Origin of the sequence: Massilia soli, from assembly GCF_016809835.1 — a bacterium.
In the GTDB taxonomy this organism is placed as follows: domain Bacteria; phylum Pseudomonadota; class Gammaproteobacteria; order Burkholderiales; family Burkholderiaceae_D; genus Telluria_A; species Telluria_A soli.
The window spans coordinates 760,776-784,839 of record NZ_JAFBIL020000001.1 but is presented as its reverse complement, the minus strand read 5'-3'; the positions used below and the strand labels follow the sequence as shown (position 1 = coordinate 784,839).

23 protein-coding genes are annotated in these 24,064 nt (G+C 64.3%); 13 read left to right on the top strand and 10 right to left on the bottom strand.

From position 1 onward, the window contains the following. Positions 1 to 6: 6 nt before the first annotated feature. Complete coding sequence (gene dacB / locus I4X03_RS03615; RefSeq protein ID WP_223465739.1) at positions 7 to 1,470, top strand: D-alanyl-D-alanine carboxypeptidase/D-alanyl-D-alanine endopeptidase; 1,464 nt, start codon at positions 7 to 9, stop codon at positions 1,468 to 1,470. After that, a complete protein-coding gene (locus tag I4X03_RS03610; protein ID WP_223465734.1) occupies positions 1,460 to 1,816 on the top strand; it encodes a translation initiation factor Sui1 in 357 nt (118 codons plus the stop codon). The genes dacB and I4X03_RS03610 overlap by 11 nt, the downstream gene beginning before the upstream one ends. Here the strand turns inward: I4X03_RS03610 and I4X03_RS03605 are convergent. After that, positions 1,813 to 2,724 (bottom strand): LysR family transcriptional regulator, encoded by a 912-nt coding sequence (locus I4X03_RS03605; RefSeq protein ID WP_223465732.1) that lies wholly within the window; start codon positions 2,722 to 2,724, stop codon positions 1,813 to 1,815. The genes I4X03_RS03610 and I4X03_RS03605 overlap by 4 nt on opposite strands. A gap of 130 nt (positions 2,725 to 2,854) precedes the next feature. Between I4X03_RS03605 and I4X03_RS03600 the strand changes: the two genes are divergently transcribed. From I4X03_RS03600 to I4X03_RS03560, 9 genes are all read left to right on the top strand, one after another. Continuing rightward, positions 2,855 to 3,049 (top strand): hypothetical protein, encoded by a 195-nt coding sequence (locus I4X03_RS03600; protein ID WP_223465730.1) that lies wholly within the window; start codon positions 2,855 to 2,857, stop codon positions 3,047 to 3,049. Beyond that, the gene (locus I4X03_RS03595) at positions 3,049 to 3,894 is read left to right on the top strand and encodes an alpha/beta hydrolase (protein ID WP_223465728.1); all 846 of its coding nucleotides are present in this window, start codon (positions 3,049 to 3,051) and stop codon (positions 3,892 to 3,894) included. The genes I4X03_RS03600 and I4X03_RS03595 overlap by 1 nt, the downstream gene beginning before the upstream one ends. Positions 3,895 to 4,022: 128 nt before the next feature. Beyond that, positions 4,023 to 5,225, top strand: a complete 1,203-nt coding sequence (locus I4X03_RS03590) for an efflux RND transporter periplasmic adaptor subunit (RefSeq protein ID WP_223465726.1) — start codon at positions 4,023 to 4,025, stop codon at positions 5,223 to 5,225. Between the two features lie 3 nt (positions 5,226 to 5,228). Further along, positions 5,229 to 8,408: an efflux RND transporter permease subunit gene (locus I4X03_RS03585; protein WP_223465724.1), complete on the top strand. Its 3,180-nt coding sequence runs from the start codon at positions 5,229 to 5,231 to the stop codon at positions 8,406 to 8,408. Further along, entirely contained in the window at positions 8,408 to 9,835 is a 1,428-nt protein-coding gene (locus tag I4X03_RS03580; RefSeq protein WP_223465722.1) for an efflux transporter outer membrane subunit, read from the top strand. The genes I4X03_RS03585 and I4X03_RS03580 overlap by 1 nt, the downstream gene beginning before the upstream one ends. A gap of 82 nt (positions 9,836 to 9,917) precedes the next feature. Further along, positions 9,918 to 10,412, top strand: a complete 495-nt coding sequence (locus tag I4X03_RS03575) for a GNAT family N-acetyltransferase (protein ID WP_223465720.1) — start codon at positions 9,918 to 9,920, stop codon at positions 10,410 to 10,412. After that, on the top strand, positions 10,409 to 10,918 hold the full coding sequence (locus I4X03_RS03570) for a DUF1697 domain-containing protein (protein ID WP_223465717.1): 510 nt from the start codon (positions 10,409 to 10,411) through the stop codon (positions 10,916 to 10,918). The genes I4X03_RS03575 and I4X03_RS03570 overlap by 4 nt, the downstream gene beginning before the upstream one ends. A 1-nt stretch (position 10,919) precedes the next feature. Next, entirely contained in the window at positions 10,920 to 11,330 is a 411-nt protein-coding gene (locus I4X03_RS03565) for an NUDIX domain-containing protein (RefSeq protein WP_223465715.1), read from the top strand. Next, positions 11,327 to 11,668, top strand: a complete 342-nt coding sequence (locus I4X03_RS03560) for a YciI family protein (RefSeq protein ID WP_223465713.1) — start codon at positions 11,327 to 11,329, stop codon at positions 11,666 to 11,668. The genes I4X03_RS03565 and I4X03_RS03560 overlap by 4 nt, the downstream gene beginning before the upstream one ends. A gap of 4 nt (positions 11,669 to 11,672) precedes the next feature. On the opposite strand, the gene I4X03_RS03555 is transcribed toward I4X03_RS03560, so the two are convergent. From I4X03_RS03555 to I4X03_RS03515, 9 genes are all read right to left on the bottom strand, one after another. Beyond that, positions 11,673 to 12,284 (bottom strand): M15 family metallopeptidase, encoded by a 612-nt coding sequence (locus tag I4X03_RS03555; RefSeq protein WP_370660478.1) that lies wholly within the window; start codon positions 12,282 to 12,284, stop codon positions 11,673 to 11,675. Further along, positions 12,281 to 13,183, bottom strand: coding sequence for a LysR family transcriptional regulator (locus I4X03_RS03550; RefSeq protein WP_223465700.1), 903 nt, complete (start codon positions 13,181 to 13,183; stop codon positions 12,281 to 12,283). Before I4X03_RS03550 ends, I4X03_RS03555 begins: the two co-directional genes overlap by 4 nt. 21 nt (positions 13,184 to 13,204) lie before the next feature. Further along, positions 13,205 to 14,062 (bottom strand): N-acetylmuramoyl-L-alanine amidase, encoded by an 858-nt coding sequence (locus I4X03_RS03545; RefSeq protein WP_223465698.1) that lies wholly within the window; start codon positions 14,060 to 14,062, stop codon positions 13,205 to 13,207. 17 nt (positions 14,063 to 14,079) lie between these two features. Continuing rightward, positions 14,080 to 14,979, bottom strand: a complete 900-nt coding sequence (locus I4X03_RS03540; RefSeq protein WP_223465697.1) for an N-acetylglucosamine kinase — start codon at positions 14,977 to 14,979, stop codon at positions 14,080 to 14,082. Positions 14,980 to 15,052: 73 nt separating this feature from the next. After that, positions 15,053 to 16,696 (bottom strand): glycoside hydrolase family 10-like protein, encoded by a 1,644-nt coding sequence (locus I4X03_RS03535; RefSeq protein ID WP_307735330.1) that lies wholly within the window; start codon positions 16,694 to 16,696, stop codon positions 15,053 to 15,055. A 38-nt stretch (positions 16,697 to 16,734) separates the two neighbouring features. Next, on the bottom strand, positions 16,735 to 17,874 hold the full coding sequence (locus I4X03_RS03530) for an acyltransferase family protein (RefSeq protein ID WP_223465695.1): 1,140 nt from the start codon (positions 17,872 to 17,874) through the stop codon (positions 16,735 to 16,737). 3 nt (positions 17,875 to 17,877) lie between these two features. Continuing rightward, positions 17,878 to 19,146, bottom strand: coding sequence for an AmpG family muropeptide MFS transporter (locus tag I4X03_RS03525; RefSeq protein WP_223465692.1), 1,269 nt, complete (start codon positions 19,144 to 19,146; stop codon positions 17,878 to 17,880). 39 nt (positions 19,147 to 19,185) lie between these two features. Then, entirely contained in the window at positions 19,186 to 20,085 is a 900-nt protein-coding gene (gene murQ, locus I4X03_RS03520; protein WP_223465690.1) for an N-acetylmuramic acid 6-phosphate etherase, read from the bottom strand. Positions 20,086 to 20,204: 119 nt separating this feature from the next. Continuing rightward, positions 20,205 to 20,945 (bottom strand): GntR family transcriptional regulator, encoded by a 741-nt coding sequence (locus I4X03_RS03515; protein WP_223465680.1) that lies wholly within the window; start codon positions 20,943 to 20,945, stop codon positions 20,205 to 20,207. Between the two features lie 199 nt (positions 20,946 to 21,144). Between I4X03_RS03515 and I4X03_RS03510 the strand changes: the two genes are divergently transcribed. Further along, positions 21,145 to 22,491, top strand: coding sequence for a serine hydrolase domain-containing protein (locus I4X03_RS03510; protein WP_223465671.1), 1,347 nt, complete (start codon positions 21,145 to 21,147; stop codon positions 22,489 to 22,491). Positions 22,492 to 22,610: 119 nt separating this feature from the next. Continuing rightward, positions 22,611 to 23,849 carry a D-amino acid dehydrogenase gene (locus tag I4X03_RS03505; RefSeq protein ID WP_223465670.1) on the top strand — a complete coding sequence of 413 codons (1,239 nt, stop codon included), beginning with the start codon at positions 22,611 to 22,613 and terminating at the stop codon, positions 23,847 to 23,849. The last annotated feature ends 215 nt before the right edge of the window (positions 23,850 to 24,064 follow it).

Here is a 24,064-nt window from a genome sequence, read left to right as displayed (position 1 = left end):
AGCCCCATGCTGCGTCGCACCGCCTTCGTTACCCTGCTCGCGTGGAGCGTTGCCGCCCACGCCCAACTGCCGCAACCGGTCAGCAGCGTGCTTGCCACCAACGGCATTCCGGAAAGCGCGATGAGCGCGCTGGTCATCCGCGGCAACACCATCATGGTGTCGCAGCAGCCTGAACGCCCGATGGCCCCGGCCTCGACGATGAAGCTGGTAACCACGCTGGTCGGACTGGAACAGCTGGGCCCGGTGTTCCGGGGCCGCACCGAACTGCTCAGCAACGGCGAGATCGTCGCGGGCCACCTGAAGGGCGACCTGGTGCTGCGCGGCGGCGCCGACGCCGACCTTGATGGCGACGTGCTGCGCCGCATGCTGCAGGCGCTGCGCAACCAGGGCATCCGCAAGATCGACGGCAAAGTCATCCTCGACCGCAGCCTGTTCAATCCATCGCGCCTGGATGTCGGCGTGCCGCCGTTCGACGAATCGCCCGAAGCGTATTACAACGTCATTCCCGACGCGCTGCTGGTCAACAAGAACATGCTGCAAATCGACATGCGCTCCACCGCCAAGGGCATCAAGCTGGCGATGGAACCGGCGCTCGACCGGGTCGGCATCGAATCGGCGATGACCTTGATCGACGGCGACTGCGCCAAGTGGGAAGATGGCTGGAAGCAGCCGGAAGTAAAGAAGGACAACGACGGGCGCATCCGCATCGTACTCAATGGCACTTTCCCGAAAGACTGCGCGCGCACCAACAGCATCAATGTGCTCGACCGCCAGGATTACGTCGAGCGCCTGTTCCGCCTCACCTGGAAGCAGCTGGGCGGCGGCCTGAAAGGGCCGGTCATCGAAGGCAGCGCGCCCCTTGACGCCAAGGTATTGGCCGCGCACCTCTCGCGCGCGCTGCCGGAAGTGATTCGCGACATCAACAAGCCGTCCGACAACGCGCTGGCGCGCACGGTGTTCCTGAGCCTGGGCACGCTGCAAGCCGACACCGTGCTCGGCAGCCGCCCGATCGCCGGCGTCAACACCCAGACCACGTTCGTCCGTTCCGACCTGGCGGTGCGCGACTGGATGCGCGGGCAAGGCATCAACGATACCGGGCTGGTGATGGAAAATGGCTCCGGCCTGTCGCGCCTGGAGCGCATCACGCCGCAGCAAATGGCCGGCTTGCTGCAAGCGGGCCTGCGCAGCAAATGGGCGCCCGAGTTCCAGGCCAGCCTGCCGATCGCCGCGGTCGACGGCACCCTGCGCCGGCGCCTGCCGGACAGCCCGGCCGCCACCCGCGCGCGCATGAAGACCGGCACCCTGCGCGATGTCGTCGCGCTGGCGGGCTACGTGCCCGACGCCACAGGCCAGCTGTGCATCGTGGTGGCGATGATCAACAGCGACGAAGTCAAGGACGGCAAGGGCCGCGCCGCGCTTGACGCGCTGGTCGACTGGGTGGCACGTTCGGGCGCGGCGAATGGCACGTAGCGCGATTGGCGGCCTGGTCTATTCGACGGAAACCGGCCGCATGTGCCCGGCATGCCGCAAGCCGCTCGCCGACTGCACCTGCAAGGCGGCATCAAAGCCCGTGGGCGACGGCCAGGTGCGCGTGATGCTGCAAACCAAAGGCCGTGGCGGCAAGGCCGTCACGCTCGTAAAAGGCCTGGCGCTCGATGCCGGCGCCCTGAACGCGCTGGGCAAGCAACTGCGCTCGGCCTGCGGCTCGGGCGGCACCGTCAAGGATGGCGTGCTGGAAGTGCAGGGCGACCACTGCGAGCGCATCGTGGCCGAGCTCGAAACCCGCGGCTTCAAGCCCAAACGCGCCGGCGGCTAGCGCGGCGCCAGAGTCGGCATCGTGAGGAACAGGTCGGCGGCCCACTCGACAAACACGCGCACCTTGGCCGACAAATGGCGGTTTTGCGGATACACCGCGCTGATCGGCAGTGGCGCAGTCGTCCAGCCTGGCAAGACAAGTTCGAGCTGGCCGGATGCAAGGTAAGGCTCGGCGGTGAAGGTTCCCATCTGTACGATGCCCAGCCCCGCCATGCCGGCGCTGTGGTAAGCGGTCGAATCGTTGACCGCCAGGTTGCCCTGCCCGGCAATCTTGACGGTTTCTCCGTCGCGGATGAAATCCCACTCGAACACCTTGCCGGTCTTGGACGAGAAGTAATTGACGCAGCGATGCGCGACCAGGTCCTGCGGATGAAGCGGGCGTCCGAACCGCTCGAGGTAGGCGGGGCTGGCGCAGGTGACAAACTCCATCAGGCCGAGCCGGCGCGCGATCAGACCGGAATCGGGCAACTCGCCGCCGCGGATCGCGCAATCGACGTTTTCTTCGATCAGGTCCACCGGGCGGTCGCTGCAGCCCATGTCGAGGAGGATGTCGGGATAGCGCTCGAAAAACGACGGCAGCGCGGGAATCAGCAGCTGGCTGGCCATGCCGGTCGACACGTCGATGCGCAGCCGTCCACTGGGACTGGCGCGGTTGCGCGACAGCGACTCCTCCGCTTCCTTCACGTCCGACAAGATTCGCAGGCATCGTTCATAATATGCGGCACCATCGGTCGTGACATGCACCTGTCGCGTTGTGCGGTGCAACAACTTGACGGCCAGCGCTTGCTCCAACCCTTGAACCAAGGTTGAAACGGTCGCTTTCGGCATCTGGAGGTTCTCCGCGGCACGCGTGAATCCGCCCGCATCGACCACCTGTACAAACACTTCCATCGCCTGCAATTTATTCATAAATCCCTCATTGTTCCGATTTCTGAACAATCAATTCGGTTTTGCCATCTTTATCAGATTCTAATCTGAATATACAGTGTACGTACTGTGTCAGTTGATCCAGATAAATCCAAGCCGAAGGAATATGATCATGCGTTATCAAAATGGAATCGTTGCTGTAGCAACCGTCCTGTTGGGCGTATTGATGTTGACTGGTACTTTGTTCACCGGCCATTTCCCACAGGCGACACGCGCCGAGGCGATCGGATTTGATGCACTCGCACATGACCTGTTCGCTGTCGCGCCCGCCGCCGAGCAGGGCAGCAACAACAAGAAGGCACTGTAATGAACAAGCCAGTTGAAGCCTGCATCAACGTCGCGCGCCGCGAAATCCAGGTGCAGGGCGCCGAGGGTCCGCTCGAAGCGCGCGTGTATTCGAGCGGCGCGCGCAAGAAGGTCGACCGGCTGATGGTGTTTTTCCATAGCGGCGGCTTTGTCGAAGGCGATCTCGATGAGAGCGATCAGTTCCTCTGCCGCCTGGTGGAATGCGTGCCTGACTATGCCGTACTGGCATCGCGCTACACGCTGGCAGGCGAAAAGCCATTCCCGGCCGCGGTCGAAGATGCGCATGCGGTGCTGAAGTGGGCAAAAAAGAACAAGAGCAGTATCGGCTGGACCGGCAAGAGCATGGTGGTCGCCGGTATCGAAGCAGGCGCCAACCTGGCAGCCGTCTGCACGCTGATGTCGCGCGACCGCGGCGCGCCGGCCTTGGTCGGCCAGGTGCTCGTGATGCCGATGCTTGACCCTGGCCTGTCGACCTGCTCGATGCGCGAAGTGGCGCCCGGCGCCGACACGCTCGACGTGGCCAACAGCTGCGCCGCCAGCTACCGCGGCTACCTGCCGAATGCGGCAGACCGCAGCCACCCATACGCGTCGCCGCTGCAGTCGAGCCGCCTGCGCAACCTGCCGCCGGCGTTGATCCTGTCCGCCGAAGACGACCCATTGCGCGACGAGGCTGAACAATACGGCGCCAAGCTCACCAGCTGCGGCGTGTCGACCACGATGAAGCGGCTGGTGCCGGTATCGGTCCAGGACGCAGCCGCCCGTAACGAGTGCGCGTGCGAGGGCGCCGCGCTTACCGAAATATCACGCTTCCTGGGAACCCTCGACGGCCCCCTGAGCACCTCCTGACGTAACTCCACTTTCACCCCTGCGACGCCTTTATCAAGGCGTCCGGGGACCGCTTTACCTTCGACTTTGCGTTCAGCCCTTCACACGGCCGGGCCGGGGCCACTTTTCGACTAAAAAAAGGAAACATCATGAAACCAGCGCATCGAATCTCCGTCCTTGCCAAGCCGCTGACTGCCGCCCTGGCCATCGCCGGCCTGGCAGCCGCGGTGCTTTCCGGCTGCGACAACGCAACCGCCAACACCGCTGGCGCGGCACCGGCGGCCCCGCCAATCACTGCCGCCCTGGTCATCGAAAAGCCGGTCACCGAAACGCAGGAGTTCTCCGGCCGCCTGGAAGCGGTCGAGCGCGTCGACATCCGCGCCCGCGTCGGCGGCTTCATCACCCAGGTCTATTTCAAGCCGGGCAGCCTGGTCAAGAAAGGCGACCTGCTGTTTGAAATCGATCCGCGCCCATTCCAGGCTGAAGCCAGCCGCGCCGAAGCTGCCGCCAATTCGGCGAAGGCGCGCGCCGACCTGGCCAAGCTTGAACTTGACCGCGCCGAGCGCCTGCTGGCCGACAGGGCCATCGCGCAGCGCGAGTTCGACGAGAAGGCCTCGTCGCTGAAGGAACTGGACGCCAATGTGCGCGCCGCCCAGGCATCGCTGCAAGCCGCGCGCCTGAATATCGCCTACACCAAGGTGCAGTCGCCGATCACCGGGCGTGTATCGAAAGCCGAGATCACCACCGGTAACCTGGTTGATCCGACCGCGATCCTGACTTCGGTCGTCTCGAACAATCCGATCTACGCGACCTTCGACGGCGATGAAGCGACCTACCTGCGGGTCGGCCGCGACGCCCACAAAGGCGCGCCGGTAGCGGTCAAGGTCGGCCTGGCCAACGAAACCGGTTTCCCGCATGAAGGCAAGCTTGAATTCGTCGACAACCGCCTCGACTCCGAAACCGGCAGCGTACGCATGCGCGCCACGTTCAACAACGACGACAACCTTCTGGTGCCGGGCCTGTTCGCACGCGTCCAGCTGGGCGGCAGCGCCGGCAGCCAGTCGAACGCGATCCTGATCAACGACCGCGCGGTGGGCACCGACCAGAACCGCAAGTTCGTCTACGTGATCAGCGCCGCCAACAAGGCTGAATACCGCCCTGTGGTGCTGGGTCCGACGATTGACGGCCTGCGTATCGTCCGTAGCGGCGTCAAGCCAGGCGAGAAGATCGTGGTCAACGGCCTGCAGCGCGTGATGCCAGGTGCGACCGTCAATGCGCAGCTGGTGACCATGGAAGCGAGCCGCAAGACAGAACTGAAAGTGGCCGCAACGGCTGCCGCAGCCAAGGAATAAATCATGAACTTTTCCAGATTCTTCATCGACCGGCCGATTTTCGCGGCCGTCCTGTCGATCATCATTTTCGTCGCCGGCCTGCTGTCGATCTTCAACCTGCCAATCTCGGAATACCCCGACGTGGTGCCGCCATCGGTGGTGGTGCGCGCGCAGTTCCCTGGCGCGAACCCGAAGGTGATCGCCGAAACCGTCGCCAATCCACTCGAAGAGCAGATCAACGGCATCGAAAACATGCTGTACATGTCGTCGCAGTCGACCTCCGACGGTTCGCTGGCGCTGACCGTCACCTTCAAGGTCGGCACCGACGTCGAGCAGGCCGAGTCGCAGGTGCAGAACCGCATCCAGCGCGCCCTGCCTCGCTTGCCCGAAGAGGTGCGCCAGATCGGCGTCACCGCGGTCAAGAGCTCGCCCAACCTGACGATGGTGGTCCACCTTGTTTCGCCAAACGGCCGCTACGACGACGTCTACCTGCGCAACTACGCGGTGCTGAACGTCAAAGACCAGATGGCGCGCATCAACGGCATGGGCGAAGTCCAGCTGTTCGGCGCCGGCGACTACGCCATGCGCGTCTGGCTCGATCCGCAGAAAGTCGCCGCGCGCGGCATGACCGCGTCCGATGTCGTTGGCGCGATCCGCGAACAGAACGTGCAGGTCGCCGCCGGTGTGATCGGCGCGTCGCCATCGAAAGATGCCGACTTCCAGCTCACCGTGAACACCCAGGGCCGCCTTACCTCGGTCGAAGAATTCGGTGCGATCGTGGTCCGTACCGGCACCGATGGCGCGATCACCTACCTGAAGGATGTCGCCCGCCTCGAGCTGGGCTCGAACTCGTACGCACTGCGCTCGCTGCTCAATAACAAATCGGCAGCCGCAATCGCGGTGTTCGAAGCCCCTGGCGCCAACGCACTGCAGCTCTCGGCAGACGTGCGCGCCACCATGGCCGAACTGAAGAAGAACTTCCCGGAAGGCGTGGACTACAGCGTCGTCTACGATCCTACCCAATTCGTGCGTGAATCGATCAACGCGGTCATCATCACCTTGCTTGAAGCCGTCGCGCTGGTGGTGCTGGTGGTGATCGTTTTCCTGCAGACGTGGCGCGCATCGATTATTCCACTGCTGGCAGTGCCGGTATCCATCGTCGGCACCTTCGCGGTGATGCTGGGCCTTGGCTTCTCGATTAACACGCTGTCGCTGTTCGGCCTTGTGCTGGCCATCGGTATCGTGGTCGATGATGCGATCGTGGTGGTCGAAAACGTTGAACGTAATATCGAAGCCGGCCTGACCCCGCGTGAAGCGACGGTACAGGCAATGAAGGAAGTCAGCGGCCCGATCATCGCCATCGCGCTGGTCCTGTGCGCCGTGTTCGTGCCGATTGCCTTCGTCGCCGGCCTCACCGGCCAGTTCTACCGCCAGTTCGCACTGACCATTGCAATTTCGACCGTGATCTCGGCATTCAGCTCGCTGACCCTGTCGCCGGCACTGGCCGCCGCCCTGCTCAAGCCGCACGGTGCGCCGAAAGACGCGCTGACCCGTGGCATGGACAAGGTATTTGGCCGCTTCTTCGCCTGGTTCAACCGCTTCTTCGGGCGCGCATCGACCCGCTACGAAGGCGGCGTCAATGTGGTCCTGAAGCGCAAAGGCATCTCGGTGGCGGTGTACGTGCTGCTGACCGTCGCCGCGGTATTCATGTTCAAGGCTGTGCCAAGCGGCTTCGTTCCGGCGCAGGACAAGCAGTACCTGGTCGGCTTCGCCCAGCTGCCTGACGCGGCCTCGCTGGACCGTACGGAAGCGGTCATCCGCCGCATGTCCGACATCGCCGCGACGGTACCTGGCGTCGAGTCCTCGATTGCCTTCCCGGGCCTGTCGATCAACGGCTTTACCAACGCGCCAAACGCCGGCATCGTGTTCACCGCGCTCAAGCCGTTCGACCAGCGCACCGGCAAAGGCCTGTCCGGCCCGGAGATCGCGCAGGAGATCAACAAGCGCATGGGCGAGATCCAGGACGCCTTCATCATGGTGTTCCCGCCGCCGCCAGTAAACGGCCTTGGCACCATCGGCGGCTTCAAGATGATGGTCGAGGACCGCGGCAACGTCGGTTACGACGAGCTGTATAAATCGGTACAGGCGCTGCAGGGCAAGGCCTGGCAGGACCCGCAGCTGGCAGGCGTGTTCTCGAGCTTCCAGATCAACGTGCCGCAGCTGTTCGCCGATGTCGACCGCGTCAAGGCCAAGCAGCTCGGCGTGCCGCTGGCGACGATCTACCAGACCTTGCAGATCAACCTCGGCTCGCTGTACGTGAACGACTTCAACCAGTTCGGCCGCACCTACCAGGTGCGGGTGCAGGCCGACGCGCAGTTCCGCTCGCAGCCGGAGCAGATCGCCCAGCTGAAAGTCCGCAACGACAAGGGCGAGATGATTCCGCTGTCGTCCCTGATGACGGTGAAAGACAGCTATGGCCCGGACCGCGTACAGCGCTACAACGCTTACGTATCGGCTGACATCAACGGCGGCCCGGCCCCTGGCGTGTCGTCCGGACAGGCGCAAGCCGCGCTCGAGAAGATCGCCGCTGAAGTGCTGCCGAAAGGCGTGAGCTTCGAATGGACCGAACTGACCTACCAGGAGATTTTGTCCGGTAACACGATGGTCCTGGTGTTCCCGCTGTGCGTGCTGCTGGTGTTCCTGGTACTGGCTGCCCAATACGAAAGCTGGACCCTGCCGCTGGCGGTGATCCTGATCGTGCCGATGTCGATCTTGTGCGCGCTGATCGGCGTGAAGCTGACTGGCGGCGACAACAACATCTTCACCCAGATTGCCCTGTTCGTCCTGGTGGGACTGGCGTCGAAAAACGCGATCCTGATCGTCGAATTTGCGCGTGAACTGGAAGACCATGGCCGTACCATCGTCGAAGCCGCGCTGGAAGCCTGCCGCCTGCGCCTGCGTCCAATCCTGATGACATCGATCGCTTTCATCATGGGCGTCGTGCCGCTGGTGTTCTCCACCGGTGCCGGTTCGGAAATGCGCCATGCGATGGGTGTCGCGGTATTTGGCGGCATGCTTGGCGTGACCTTCTTCGGCCTGTTCCTGACGCCGGTGTTCTACGTCATCCTGCGTACCTTCGCCGATGGCCTGGGCAAGAAGAAAACACCTGTGGCAGTCGCCGCGAAACTGGAAGGAACCGTGTAATGAACAAGCTCACTCGACGACTCTCGCCGCTGCTGCTCGCCCTGCTGCTGGTTGCGTGTTCCACGGTGCCGGAACTGAAACAGCCGCAGGTGGATGTTCCGCAGGCGTTCAAAGAAGTACAAGCGCCCGATGGCACCCAGTGGAAGCCGGCGCAGCCGGCCGAAGCGCAGGCGCGCGGCCAGTGGTGGCTCGCCTTCGACGACCAGACGCTCACCAGCATGATCGACGAAGCCACCCGCGCCAACGCCAGCCTGGCGGTGGCGGCGGCGCGCGTGAAGCAGGCGCGCGCCATCGCCGGCATCACCGATGCGGAACGCGGCTTCCAGCTGGGCGTGGGTGTCGGCGGCCAGCGCGGCCGCCCATCGGCAGTATCGCTCGGCCTGCCCGAAGGCACGCCGGTGGCAGCAAGCACCTCGTACCAGGCGGCGCTGACCGCCAGCTACGAGGTTGACCTGTTCGGCCGCCTCGCCGCCGGCAGCAGCGCATCGCAGGCCGATGCGCAGGCATCCGAAGCGACCTACAAATCGGTGCTGCTGGCACTGCAGGCGGACGTGGCGCAAACCTGGTTCAGGCTGCAGGCCGCGAACGCCGAGCTGGCGACCTTGAACCGGGCGGTGGAACTGCGCACGCAAAGCGTCAAGGTCAACCAGAGCCGCTACGACAACGGCGACATCGGTGAATTCGACCTGGCCCGCGCCAGGACCGAGCTGGCCACTGCGAAGGCCGAAGCCATTGGCGTGCAGCGCAAGCGCACGCAGAACGAGCACGCGCTGGCTGTCTTGCTGGGCAAGCCTGCGTCGTCCTTTACGGCGGAAGACAAGCCGCTGGCCGACGCCGGACTGCCTTCGATTCCAGCTGGCCTGCCATCGAAGCTGCTGGAGCGCCGTCCCGACATCACCGCCGCGCAGCGCGCGATGATCGCATCGAACGCCCGCATCGGCGTCGCCAAGTCGGCGATGTTCCCGGTACTGGCGCTGACCGGCAGCGGCGGCGGCGAGTCGGCCAGCCTGTCCGATGTCTTCAAGTGGAGCAGCCGTTCGTGGGTGGTTGGCGCGCTGCTGTCGGCGCCAATCCTCGACGGTGGCCGCAACAAGGCCAACATCGCGCGCAGCGAGGCGGTGCTGGAAGAGTCGGTGGCCTCGTATCGCCAGAGCGTGCTGGTGGCGTTCGCGGAGGTCGAAGACAATCTGGCCGGCCTGCGCATCCTGGCCGGACAGGCCGCGCAGATCGACGCCGCCGTGGTATCGGCGCGCCGCTCGGCGGACCTGGCGCAAAAGCTGTACGACGCCGGACGTTCGAGCTACCTCGACCTGCTCGATGCGCAGCGCAACCTGTCGGCCGTCGAACGCAACGCGGTGCTGCTGCGCGGCGACCGCGCCGTCACCACCGTGGCGCTGATTCGCTCGCTGGGCGGCGGCTGGGAGTAATCTCCCACGACATTGGCTCCCCCCTTTTAGCCGCCGCAGTATGTTAACCTGACATACCAAATCGGCTAAAAAGGGGCCTGCGTTGAACCTTCGGAATTACCATCCCGGCGATGCCCGGCGCATCGACGAACTCGCCGTCTCGGCGTTTTCGCAATTCCGGGACGCCTACACCGATTGGCCGGTTTTCTCCGCCAAAATCTCCACTATGTCGGACCTGTCCGAAACCGGCGAAATCATCGTGGCCGAACTGGCCGGCGACATCGTCGGTGCAGTCGCCTATCTCGGCCCCTTCAAGCAAAAGGCCCCTTTCTTCCGTCCTGAATGGCCCGTCATGCGCATGCTGGTGGTGGCGCCGGCGGCACGCGGGCATGGTGTGGGCAGGGCGCTAGCCGAGGAATGCCTGGCGCGCGCGCGGCGCGATGGCGCACGCAGCTTTGCCCTGCACACCAGTGAACTGATGAAGGTGGCGCTGCCGATGTACCAGCGCATGGATTTCACCTGGCTCGCCGCGGCACCGGATATCCATGGCGTCAGCTACGGCATCTATCTCAAAGAACTCGACAAGGCACACGCATGACCACCTATATCGCCCTGCTGCGCGCCGTGAATGTCGGCGGAACCGGAAAACTGCCGATGAGCGAATTGACCACGATGTGCGAAGCGGCCGGATTGACCAATGTGCGCACCTATATCGCAAGCGGCAACGTGGTTTTCGACAGCGCCTTGAGCGAGAAAGCGGTCGCGAAAAAGCTCGCGGCCAGCCTCGAAGACTATGCCGGGAAGCCGGTCGGTGTCATGATCCGCACCGGGCCGGAAATGGCCGCAGTGCTCAACGGCAATCCGTTCAGGGAGTGCGCTCCCAATCTGACGTTCGCGATCTTTCTCGATGCCGCCCCGCCCGCCGACGCCATCGACGCCACACGCGGGCAGCGGGACGAATTGCTGGCCCTGGGCAAGCGCGAGATCTATGTCACGTATCCGGGCGGCAGTGGCACGTCCAAGCTCAAGATCCCGGCTGCGGCAAGCGGCACCGCGCGCAACATGAATACCATCGCCAAGCTGGCCGAGATGGCGGGCGCATAGGATGTTTACGGTCTCGATCAAAGGCGTTTTCGCGACGCCATCTGGTGAAGTGGTGCTGCTGATGAACGAACGCGACGAATGGGAGCTTCCGGGCGGACGGATCGAAATCGGCGAGACGCCGCGCCAATGCGTCGAGCGCGAGGTGCGCGAGGAACTTGATGTCGCCGTGAAGGCCGGCGAATTATTGGACAGTTACCTGTTTGAGGTCATACCGGGAAAGCATGTGTTCATCGAGACCTATGCATGCGTGCTGACCAGCGACTTTGTGCCGCGCATAAGCGAAGAGCATGTGCGGATCGGTTTGTTCATGCCCGACGCCCTGCCTGATCAGCTTCCGACTGGGTACCGATCGTCAATATCGGCGTGGGGTAAACGACGCACTCACCGTTCACTAAGGAGCAACGACTTATGACTAAGTTTCTCATTTCTTTCCCTGCCAGCGCGATGGATGTGACTGCTGAGGACCTGCCTGCGGTCAGCGAAGCCGCGCATGCGGTGATTCGACAGGCGAAGGCCGCTGGCGTGTATGTGTTTGGCGGAGGAATCAACAGCGACGTCGCGCCAGCCATGGTCGCAGCGGATCGACGCTGCACCGCCGAGACATACCGCGAAACCAGGGAGCTTGACGGAGGCTTCTGTGTGCTCGAGCTTCCATCGAGGGAAGCTGCGATTGAATGGGCCGCAAAGATTGCCGCAGCCTGCCGCTGCGCGCAAGAGCTCCGGGAATTCGGCTACGATCCCGAAAGCTGAGTCGTTAGAGCACGCGCCTGAAGGTGCGGCGCACTTGTTCGCGGTCGCCGCAATCGAAATGCCACCATTCGCTGTTGATCCCCATGAACCCGGCGTGGGCCATCGCGTCGCGCAGCAGCTGGCGGTTGGCGATCTGCTCGGCCGTGAGCTCGCCGCGTTCCAGCAGCTGCGCTTCCAGCGCCGGATGCGATTTTTCGCTCAGGTCATCGAAACCGGTCCCCATATCCAGCTCGCGGCCTTGCTCGTCGAGAATCGTCAGGTCCAGCGCCATGCCGAACGAATGAATCGAGCCGCGTTCGGGATTGGCCAGGTACATGCGCAGGTCGGTGCCGTCGAGCGCGTCCCACAGCTGCTGCTGTACGCGCTGCGGGCGCAACGCGTCGAGGATCAGCGGCTTGTATCCCGGCCGCCTGCCGGCCAGCCATGCGACCACTTTTTCCAGCCCGGCCGCGGCGTCGCGGTGCAGCCATGCACAGTCGAACGGCGAATACAAATCACGGCCGACGAAATTGTTCGGCGTGCCATAACGTAGTTCAACAGCGATTCCTTCAATCGTCGACAGGTGGCGGAACTCCTGGCTGCTTTCGATATCTTCGCTGGCAATACCTTGAATCACGAACATCCCCTCTCAATACATTTGCGCGCGGTCGCGCCGATACTGTTGGCCAGTTCGCGCGCGACGTGCGACAGCGGCGAATGGCTGGCGGTCAGCAGATAAAGCTGCACCGGAATCGCCGGCGCCCACGCGCGGCGCTGCAGCTTGTCGCTGGCAGAAGCAGCGGTGAACGGGTCGACCACCGCCATGCCCGCGCCGGCCTCGACCAGCGAGCGGGCGATCTGGTAAGTCTGCACCACGGTGTTGAACACCGGGTGGATGCCCTGCGCTTCGCAAGAGGCAACCAGCAGCTCGCCGAGCGGGTCGTTGTCGGTCATGCCGATCAGCTCACCTGTGAGCCCTTCAGCCGAGAGCGGCTGAAGGCATTCTTCGTCAGTCCAGGTGCGCGCGGGCGCGATCACGGTCAGCACGCCCTGGGCGATCGGTTCGGCCACGATACCCGGGTGGCGCGGGTCTTGCAACGACAGCGCGAGGTCGGCTTCGCCAAGGCGCAAGGTGTTGACGATCTCGCTGGTGTGGTGGGTGCCAAGCTCGCAGCGGGTTTCCGGATACTCGCGCCGCCACATGGTCATCGCCTCGGGCAGCACGCTGATCGCGATGGTCGGCGTCGATACCAGCCGCACGGTTTCGAGCGCGCGGCCCTTGAGGCTGGCGGCGAGGCGGCGAATGCCCTGCAGGTCGCGGTGAAGCTTTTCGGTTTCGACGAACAGGCGGTGCGCTTCCGGCTTCGGGTACAGCTTGCCGCGCACCCGTTCGAACAGCGGCATGCCGAGCTGGAGTTCGGCATGCTGCAGCACCTTGGTCACCGCCGGTTGCGAGATGTGCAGGACCTGGGCGGCGCCACTGATGGTGCCGACCTGCATGATGGCGTGGAATACTTCTATATGGCGCAGCCGCATGGCGTGATCCTCGTGTCGATATCAGGTTTGGGGCGGAACGACCGGCTCTGGCACCGCAGGAACCGCCGGCACGGGCACTGGCGCAGGCGCCGCAACAGGCGGCGATGGCACCAGCGCTTCCAGCATTGCCGCGGTTTCGGCGTCCGGGTTGCCGTCGATGGTCATCGGACGGAAGCGCATCTGGAACGCCGTGATCACGTTGCGTGTTTCCTTGTCGAGCAGGCCGGTGCGCGCCACCGCGTAGCCGAAGGTACCGAGCTTTTCCTGGAACCACAGCGCGTCGGGCAGCAACTGCTCGAAGCCAGGCTTGGCGGCGGCGACCTTGGCGGCGTCCGGCCATACGGTCAGGCCGTGCTTCGCCAGTTCATGCCATGGGAACATCGGGCCCGGGTCCTGCTTACGCTGCGGCGCGATGTCGGCGTGGCCGATGATGTTTTCCGGCGGGATATTGTGGTCCTTGACGATTTTTTTCAGCAGCGGGATCAGCTCGTCGATCTGTTCTTTCGGGAACGGGTACCAGATGCGCTTGCCATCGGCGGTCTCGGTAAAGCCCGGGTTCACGATTTCAATGCCGATCGAGCTGGTGTTGAGCAAGCTGTAGTTCTTCCAGTTCGACACGCCGGCGTGGTTGGCCTGGCGCGTTTCGTCGACCAAGCCGTAGATGACCGGCTTTTTCTCGTCGGTCAGCAGGTAGTGGCTGCTGACCACCTGTTGGGTCAGGATCTTGATCGAGCTTGGCAGGTTGGCCACGGTGTAGTGCAGTACGACAAACTTGACCCGGCTGCTCTGGCCTTTGGCCGTCAGCGACTTGTCGATGCGCGGCCCGGTGGCGCAGCCCGCGAGCAGGGCAATCAGGGAGAGGGAGAGCAGCTTCTTCATGTGTCGATTCCGTAAAGTTAATCGTTGGCGCGTGCGGCGATGCGGGCAGCGGCGTGGTGCGCGCGCCCGACCGTGTGGGTCATTTGTATGTTGGCCGGCAATGCCGCGCGCATCGACGCGGCGATCGACGGGTGCAGTGCCGAGGCGCGGCCGGCCAGCACCACCGGGCGCGGGCCGAAGCGGCGCGTCAGTGCGCTGGCCAGGCGGGCCAGTTCGCGGCCAGCTTCGTCAAGGATGCGGGCGGCAACCGGGTCTTGCCCGGCGGTCGCGGCGACCGCCAGCGCCAGCTTGCCGACCTCGCCGCGTTCCTGGCCGTAGATGAACTGGCGCGACAGCGACCAGTCGCTGCCGCCGATGTGGTCGAAGGCGGCGCGCGCCATTGGCGATTTTTCCCAGCAGCCCGGGTCTTCGTCCTCGGCGCGCCAGATGTGGCGCAGCGCTTCGCGGGCGATCCAGAAACCGCCGCCGCCGTCGTCGAGCATCACGCCGCGCCCGCCGGCGCGGTGGAACTCGCCGGCGCCGTCGATCCAGGCCCCAATCGAGCCGGTGCCGGCGTAGACCAGGTAGCCTTCGCCGGGCTTGAAACTGTCGAGATAAGCGATTTCGATGTCGTTGCAGAGGGTCACTGCGGACGGCGCGATGCCGAACAGGTCGCCGAGCCAGGCTTGCAGCACCGCGCCATCGCCGCCGAAGCCGGTCAGGCCGGCGGACACGCGGCCGGGACGGCCGTGCGCCAGCGCGGCGGCGGCCAGTTCGCTGAAACTGGCGTGCACGCGGTCGCGGCCGTCGGTGCTGCCCATCTGCAGGGCGGACAGGCCCGCGACCTGGCCTTCGGCAACGATGCTGCCGTCGCGACGTGCCAAGGCCCAACGCGTCTGCGTCCCGCCTGCATCGATGCCAAGGCCGAGCTTATTCATCTTTTGTTCCGCTTTAAATCTCAACATCAACTATAGGTAGGGCGGTTACGCCCATGGGCGCATCGGCGCTGCATCATTTCGCTGCGATGCCGGACACCGACACGCGCTTGCCTTCATTGCCGAGGCGGTCCACCGCGCTCACGAAGACGGCGCTCGCTGGTCCCAACGTCGCATCATCAGCCACCGTGAACTCCGTTGCCGCGCCTGGCGCGACCGCGAATTTCCACTGGTCGCCATGGCGCGACCAGATTGCATACTGGGCGGCGGCCTTTCCCGGGGCCATCTTCAGCTTGACGCCGCCAGCGGCGCGGGTGGCGCGCACGGTTGGCGTGCCAGGGGCCATGTTACCCAGCCATGGCGTCGCCGGCACCAGCGCAGGCACCGTGTAGTGCACCGCGTGCAATTGGTCGGCAATGCCTTCGCGGTTCTGCATGATCGCGGCCATGCTGAAATGCACGTGGCCGGTGGCGGCAGGGCGCTCGCGCGTGACCTGGATCTGCTTGAGCACCTCGGCCGGCGCATACGACCGTGTCGCCGCGCCAATCCGGCTGGTGAACAGGCCTGGCCAGACGTGGCGGCCTTTCGGATTTTGCGCCAGCCAATAGTCAAGCAGCGTGTCATACGCCTGCGGCGTTTGCGAAATCGGCCAGTACAGCTGCGGCACGAAATAATCGACCCAGCCGTTTTCGAGCCACAGCTCGGCGTCGGCGTACAGCTTGTCGTACTGGCTGAAGCCGGAAATCGTCGGTGGGCGGCGGTCCGGACGGGCGATGCCGAACGGGCTGATGCCGAAGCGAACCCAGCTCTTCTCGCGGTGCACGCCCGCGTAGATCTCCTTGATCAGGCGGTTGACGTTGTCGCGGCGCCAGTGGGCGCGGTCGAGCTTGCCGCCGCCGCGCACATAGCGGTCCCAGGCCGGCTGGTCCGGGAAATCGAGTTCGGTCTTCGGCGCGGAGCCATCCAGCGCAGCCGCTTCGGCGCCGGTCTGGCCGGGCGCTTCGATCGGGTACGGATAGAAATAGTCGTCGAGATGCACGCCGTCGATGTCGTAGCGGCGCACCACGTCGAGAATGACGTCGAGTGTCTGCTTCGAGGCCGATTCCTCGGCCGGATCCATCCACAGGAACTTGCCGTAGGTTTTTACCGCGGTTGGGTTGCTGCGCGAAATGTGCGAAGCGACATTGGGCGATTTGGCGGTCGCATGGCGCGCGCGGTAGGGGTTGAACCAGGCATGCAGCTCGAGGCCGCGGGCATGCGCTTCGGTCACCCAGAACTTGAGCGGGTCGTACCACGGTTTCGGCGCTTCGCCTTGCGCACCGTTCAGGTACTCGGTCCATGGCTCCAGCTTCGACGGGTAGATCGCGTCGGCGCTCGGACGCACCTGCAGCACGATCGCGTTCATGTTCATGGCCTTGGCGCGGTCGAGGATGGCGATGGCTTCAGCCTGCTGCTGCGCGGCGCTCAGGTTTTGTTTTGTCGGCCAGTCGATATTGGCCACCGTCGACACCCATGCCGCTCGGAATTCGCGCGGCGCCGCTGGCGGTTCGCTCTGCTTGCCCACCGCCGGCACCGTCAGCGGCGCTTTGGCGACCGGCATGTCGGCGCCCGGCGTGGCGACGCCCGGCGCTGCCGGGCGCACCGAGGTGCAGCTGGTGAGCAGTCCGCCCATCGCCATCGCGCCGGCAATTCCCGCAAGCGCAAAGGCGCGTTTTTTCAAATCAGGCTGCACTATCGTTCCCCTCAATATTCTATTTATTAAACTTTTACAAACCACTTCTTGCGCCACATGCACCATGCGAGCGCGAACATGCCTGCGTTAAACAGCAAAGCATAAAGCAAAGACGTGTTCACCGGCGCGATCGGCAGTGCGCGAATCGGTGCATACAGGCTCTTGCCGAGCGACACAGTGGTGCCGTCGGCTTGGGCGAATTTGATGAAGCCAAACATCTTTGCCACCAGGCCGGAGAACGCGAAAATGAACAGCGCGTTCATGCCGTAGATGACGAACGGCTTGGTCCAGCGCGCTGCCGCCGCGCGCACGGCGGCATGCGGATTGACATCGAGCAGCCAGTAGAACGCGGCGAACAGCACGGTGGCCCAGCCGGCCGCCAGCAGGCTGTACGACGGTGTCCACAGGCTTTTGTTGATCGGCATGAGAATGCTGTCGAAGATCAGCCCCAGCCACACCAGCAACAGGCCGCCGAGCAGCATCCAGACGGTCTGGTCGGTGCGCGGCTGGCGCGCCAGCAACCAGCGCCCCACAAGCACGCCCAGCAGCTGGCTGGCGACGGCAGGGAGGGTGCTGAGCATGCCTTCCGGATCCCAGGTCCTGGATTGCACCCACATGTGGCCGTCGAGCAGCATGCGGTCGAGATAGGCGCCGAAGTCCTGCCCGGGTTCGAGCACGCCGGCGCCAATGCCGGGTACCGGCACGGCCAGCATCAGCACGCTGTAGAACGCATACAATCCGGCGATCCACACCAGCTGGGCGCGCCAGCTGAAATACACGACGATCGGCGCGGCCAGCAGGGTGCACAGGGCAATGCGCTGCAGCACGCCAGGAATCCGCACGGTGTCGAAATTAAAATTGGGAATCAGGTTGAGCAGGAAGCCGATCAGGAAGATCAGCGCGGCCCGCCTGGCCAGCTTGGCCAGCAGCTGCGGCTTGTCGGCGCCGGCGGCGGCGAGCCGCCCCAGCGACAGCGCCATCGAGACGCCGCCGATGAACAGGAAAAACGGGAAGATCAGGTCGGTGAAGGTCCAGCCGTGCCACTTGGCATGCGCCAGTTGCGGATACAGGCTGGACCAGTCGCCCGGGTTATTCACCAGCACCATGGCGGCGATGGTGAAACCGCGGAATGCGTCGAGCGACGTGAGCCTGCCTGCCGGTGCCATCCCTTATTGCTTCTTCCCGAATTCCGGATCGATCTTGACCAAGGCTGCCATGATGAATGCCGGAATCGTCGCCACGCAAACCCAGATGAAGAAGTTTTGGTAGCCCAGGTATTCCTGGATACGGCCGCTGAACATGCCCGGCACCATCATTCCGAGCGCCATCAGGCCGGTGCAGATCGCGTAGTGCGCGGTCTTGTGGGCGCCTTCCGACACCATGATCATGTACAGCAGCATGGCGGTGAAGCCGAAGCCGTAGCCGAACTGCTCGATCGCCAGCGCCGCCGACACCACATAGATGCTTTGCGGCTGCTCGCTGGCGAGGTAGACGAACACCAGGTCGGGCAAGTGCACCGAGAACACCATCAGCCACAGGCAGCGCTTCAGGCCCAGGCGCGAGATCAGGAAGCCGCCGGCCAGGCCGCCGAGGGTCAGCGCGGTGACGCCGACGGTGCCGTAGGCGATGCCGACCTGCGAGGTGGTCAGGCCGAGGCCGCCCTCGGTGACCGGGTCCATCAGGAACGGCGTCACCAGCTTGATCAGCTGCGCCTCGCCCAGCCGGTACGTCAGGATGAAGCCGAGGATCATCCAGATATCCTTGCGCCGGAAGAAGCTGGCGAAGGTGGCGAAGAACTCTTTCAGGTAATTGTCGCCTTGCACCACGGCGTGGTCCGATGGCGGACGCGGCAGGATGAAATGGTGGTACACGAACAGCGCGATGAACATCGCGGCCAGCACGAAGAACACCGCCGACCAGGCGTAGGCGACGTCGCCGGTCGACTTGATCAGTTCGCCTGCGAGATAGACCAGCAAGCCCTGGCCGGCGATATTGGCCAGCCGGTAGAAGGTGCTGCGCACGCCGACGAACGCGGCCTGCTCGTGCTGCTTGAGCCCAAGCATGTAGAAGCCGTCGGCGGCAATGTCATGGGTGGCGGAACTGAACGCCATCAGCCACAGCACGGCAAGGCTGATCTGGAAGAACGACGGCATCTCGATCGTGAATGCCACCAGCGCCAGCGACGCGGCAATCAGGCCTTGCAGGCCGACCACCCACCAGCGCTTGGTGCGGAACATGTCGATGAAGGGAGACCACAGCGGCTTGATGACCCATGGCAGGTACAGCCAGCTGGTATACAGCGCAATGTCGGCATTCGAAATGCCGAGGTTCTTGTACATGGTGACCGACAAGGTCATCACAACAACGTAGGGGATGGCCTGGCCGAAATACAGCGTCGGAATCCATGCCCACGGATTTCTCACTTGCGCGTTTTGCATAATTCTTTCTGAACGAGGGAGGCGGAGGCCCCCCGCATCTTATGCGGCGAGTGCCCGGCGCACGCTGCCGCGCGCCGTATCGAGCAAGGCCCTGGCCTGTGGTACATCGGTGTTCCGCTTCAGGGCCACGACGGCAACCTTGACATGGAAATCGCATTGTTCCAGCACCGCCCGCGCTGCCGTTTCGTCGGCGCCTGTGGCAATCATGGTCAGGCGGACCGCGCGCCGGATCAGCTTGGCGTTGGTGGGCTTCAAGTCTACCATCAGGTTGCCGTAAACCTTGTTCAAACGCACCATTAAAGCGCTGGAGAACGTGTTCAGCGCGATCTTTTGCGAGGTGCCCGCCTTCAGGCGCGTGCTGCCGGAAATGATCTCCGATCCGGTATCGAGCGTGACGCCGATCTCCGCTTCGTTGGCGACCGGCGCGTCGGTGTTGTTGGCAAAGCCGACCGTCAGCGCGCCAAGCCGGCGCGCGGCGCGCAGCGCGCCCAGTACATACGGGGTGCCGCCCGATGCCGCGATCAGCAACACCACGTCGTTCGGTCCGGCGTTGACGGCGAGCAAGTCGGCTTCGCCCTGGGCCACGTCGTCTTCGGCGCCCTCGACCGCGACGAACATCGCCTTGTGGCCGCCGGCCAGCAGCGCGACGGCGCGCTCGGTCGGCCATGAGAAGGTCGGGTACAGTTCGACGCTGTCGAGCACGCCAAGGCGGCCCGAGGTGCCGGCGCCCACATAAATCAGCCGTCCGCCCGCTTCGATACGCGGCAGCGCGGCGGTGACCGCCGCGGCAATGCGCGGCGCGGCCGCACGGACCGCGTTGACGGCGTTGATCTGGTCATCGACCAGGGTATTGACCAGCTCAACGGTCGGATACTGGTCGAGTTCGGCGTGCTGCTGGTCGGGGGTTTCGGTTTTTAGCATCTGGGGCTCGCTGCGCATCGCATTCGTCGGAGGGACTGCGCAAGCGACTACCGCCCGATAGCAATCCGATAAAACCAGTGTAATACCAAATTTGCGGGGCGCCCCATGAAAGGATTGCCCGTAGTTATTCCGAAAAGTTATGAAACACGCCTCATCTCGGCCACGAAATCGTAATGATCGCTGCGGCAATACGAATGGGTCAGCTCGACCGCCTGGCCCGAGTCGAGGTAGCCGACGCGGGTGATGAACAGCACGGCCTTGCCTTCCGGGATGCCGAGCTGCTCGGCCAGGGTAGCCGGCGCGTTCATCGCGCGGATGTGCTGCAGGGCGCGCACCGGCATGTGGCCGGTCTTGTCCAGGTGCGCATACAGGGAGTCGCCGACGCTTTCCGGGCGCGGCAGGACGGTAGCGGGAATCACGCTCACCTCATAGGCCATCACGATGTCGTCCGCCAGGCGCAGGCGTTCCAGCCGCGCCACCCGGGTGTTCGACGGCAATCCGAGGCTCAGCTGCTCGTCGGCGGCGGCGATGGCGATGGCGCGCTTGAGCCAGCGCGAGCCGGCACGGTAGCCGCGCAGCTCCAGCTGCTCGGAGAAACTGGACAGGTTCGACAGCGGCTGCTCGATGCGCGGCGCGACATAATTGCCGGAGCCGCGGCGGCGCACCACCAGGCCCTGCTCGACCAGCTGGTCGATCGCCTTGCGCGCGGTGACGCGGGAAATATCGAGCTGGTCCGACAGCAGGCGCTCGGACGGCAGCGCCTGGTCGACCCGATAGCGGCCCTCGCGCACATCCTGGATCAGCTTGCGCGCGACCTGCATATACAAGGGTGAATTGTCGTTCAGGTCGACCCTGAAGTCGGTGATGCTGTTGCTCATTGCGATTCCGCTTATGCTGACGAGTCCGGTAATGGTGCTGCGAGCCCAGTGTAATTGCAATATTTAACGCTGAATATTCGCGGCGCATGAAAGAAAGGCCCACGAATATACTAAAAGGTTATGGCGCGCGATGTACATTTCATTGGCAGCGGCGAGGGCGCCAAACTATGCTCGGTGAACAACAAATGACGGAGACAGCATGAAACAAGGCAGACGGGCGGTACTGGGCATGGCGTTGCTGGGCGGCGTAGGCCAGGTGTTCGGCGGTTCGGCCAAGACCTCGGTGGCGGTGCCGCCGGCGCCATACGGCGAACTCGATACCGCGCTGACGGCGATCTCGCGGGCGCCGGCACTGCAGCTGGCGAGCATGTCGGTGCTGGCGATCCGCGACGGCAAGATCGCCTACGAATTCCAGACCGGCATGCGCTCCATCGGGGTCCACGGCGCGCCCTCGAAAGCGGCCAACGAGCGCACCCTGTACCGGATGGCGTCGATTTCCAAGATGATGACGACGCTGGGCGTGATGCGCCTGGTGGAAGACGGCAAGCTGGCGCTCGACGCCGACGCCGGCGACTATCTGGGCTATCCGCTGCGCAATCCGCACTTCCCGAACCAGCCCATCACGCTGCGCACCCTGCTGAACCACACGTCGACGCTGCGCGACGACCTCGGCTATTCCTTCCCCGCGGCCACCTCGCTGAAATCGCTGCTGCTGGCTGGCGGCGAACTGTATGGAAATGGCGCGATGTGGGCGCCCACTGCGCCGCCCGGCCGCTATTTCACTTATTCGAACCTGAACTGGGGCGTCATCGGCACGATCATGGAACGGGTGTCGGGCGAGCGTTTCGACCGCCTGATGAAGCGCCTGCTGCTCGACCCGATGGGCCTGCACGGCGGCTATAACCCGTCGGAATTCTCGGCCGAAGACCTGTCCAACCTGGCCACGCTGTACCGCAAGCGCACCACCGACACCGAGATCTGGCATTCTGCCGGCCCGTGGATCGCCCAGGTCGACGACTACAGCAAGCGGCCGCCGGCCAAGCCGGCTGGCATCGACAGCTATGTCATCGGCACCAACGCCACCCCGTTCAGCCCGACGGGCGGCATGCGCATGTCGGCGCGCGGCATGGGCAAGGTCATGCTGATGCTGATGAACGAGGGCAAGCACGAAGGGCGCCAGATCCTGCGCGCCGACACCCTGGCCACGATGTTCTCGCGCCAGTGGTCGTTCGACGGCAGTAATGGCGACACCGACAAGGGGCTGTTCAACTACTGGGGGCTGGGCAACCAGCACTTCGTCGACCAGCCGGGCATGCAAATGGTCGAAGGCGGCGGGTTTGCCGGCGTCGGCCACCTCGGCGAAGCGTATGGGCTGATGTCGGTGTTCGCGGCCGACCTGGCCGCCAAAAACGGCATGATCGTGCTGGTCGGCGGGGTATCATCCGACCCGGCCGCCTACAAGAGCAAGTCGTCGGCCATGGCGCGCTTCGAGGAACAGATCCTCACCGCCATGCACCGCCACGTCATTGTTGGCAAGGAAAACTGATGGCCGACGCTCCCTGGCGGTGCATGAGTGGTGGTTATGGCCCTTCGATCTACATTCATTGGCTCGAACAAGGGCCAGCGCCTAAGCTCATGCACTAAATTGTAACTACTGGGCCGGAAATGCAGCATGTGATCGTAATCGGTGGCGGTGTCGTTGGCCTCACGTCAGCCTGGTGGCTGCTGGAGGCCGGCTATGCCGTCACGCTGCTGGAACGCGAAAATGCGGTCGGCACCGCCGCGAGCTACCGCAATGGCGGCCAGCTCAGCTACCGTTACGTCGCCCCGCTGGCCGATGCCGGTGTGCCGCTCAAGGCGCTGCAATGGCTGATGCAAGACGACGGCCCGCTGCGCTTCCGTCCCGAAGCCGACCTGCGCCAATGGCGCTGGCTGGCCAGCTTCCTGGCCAACTGCACGGCCGGCGCCAACGCCACAACCACCGCCCGGCTGCTCAAGCTCGGAGAGCTGAGCCGCAAGAAGATGGGCGAGCTCGAAGTCGCGCTGCCGCTGGACGATTTTTCCTGGCGCGACGCCGGCAAGCTGGTGGTGTACCGCTCGCGCGGCGTGTTCGACGCCGCGGTCGGCCGTCCCGACTCGGAAGAATCGCGCCAGGTGCTCTCGCCGGCCGAATGCGTGGCGCGCGAACCGGCGCTGGCCGACGCCGAAGGCGTGCTGGCCGGCGGCATCTTCAACAGTGGCGAAGCGGTGGCCGACTGCCACGCCTTCTGCCGTGCGCTCGAAGACCGGCTCGCCGCCAGCCCGCGCTTTCGCGGCGTGATCCACGGCGCGGCGAACGGCTTCATGATTGAAAACGGCAAGGTGACCGGGCTCGACACCACCGCCGGCAAGCTCTCGGCCGACAGCTACGTGCTGGCCGCCGGCATCCAGAGCCGCACGCTGGCCGACAGCGCCGGCATCTACCTGCCGCTGTACCCGCTCAAGGGCTACAGCCTGACGGCGCCGATCCGCGCCACCGACCGCGCCCCGGAAGTAAGCGTGACCGACTTCGAGCGCAAGGTACTGTACGCGCGCATCGGCGACAAGCTGCGGGTGGCGGCGATGGTCGACATGGTCGGCGAAGACACCACGATCAACGCCAGGCGCATTGCCGGGCTGACGCGGCAAGTACGCGCGACGATGCCGCGCGCGGCCGACTACGACCACATTGAAACCTGGGCAGGCCTGCGGCCGGCCACGCCGAACAGCGCCCCGATCGTCGGCGCGACCAAATATCCGAACCTCTGGCTCAACGTCGGCCACGGCCCGCTTGGCTTCACGTTCGCCTGCGGCACCGCCAGCATCCTGGCCGACCTGATCAGCGGCAAACCCGCCCCGATCCCCCTCGCCGGCCTGACGCTCTAACAAGAAAAGAGAGATGTTCCAAATCCAATGTTCCAAAATCGGGGACAGACCACCATTTTGGAACATTCCAAAATGGTGGTCTGTCCCCGATTTTGGAAGACTTCACAAAATGGTGGTCTGCGCGCCCCGGTCTGTCCCCGATTTTGGAAGAATTCATGCGGTCAACTTTGGGCTGCGGTGGTTCAGATTCGGCTGATTGAATGCGACGGCGGCTA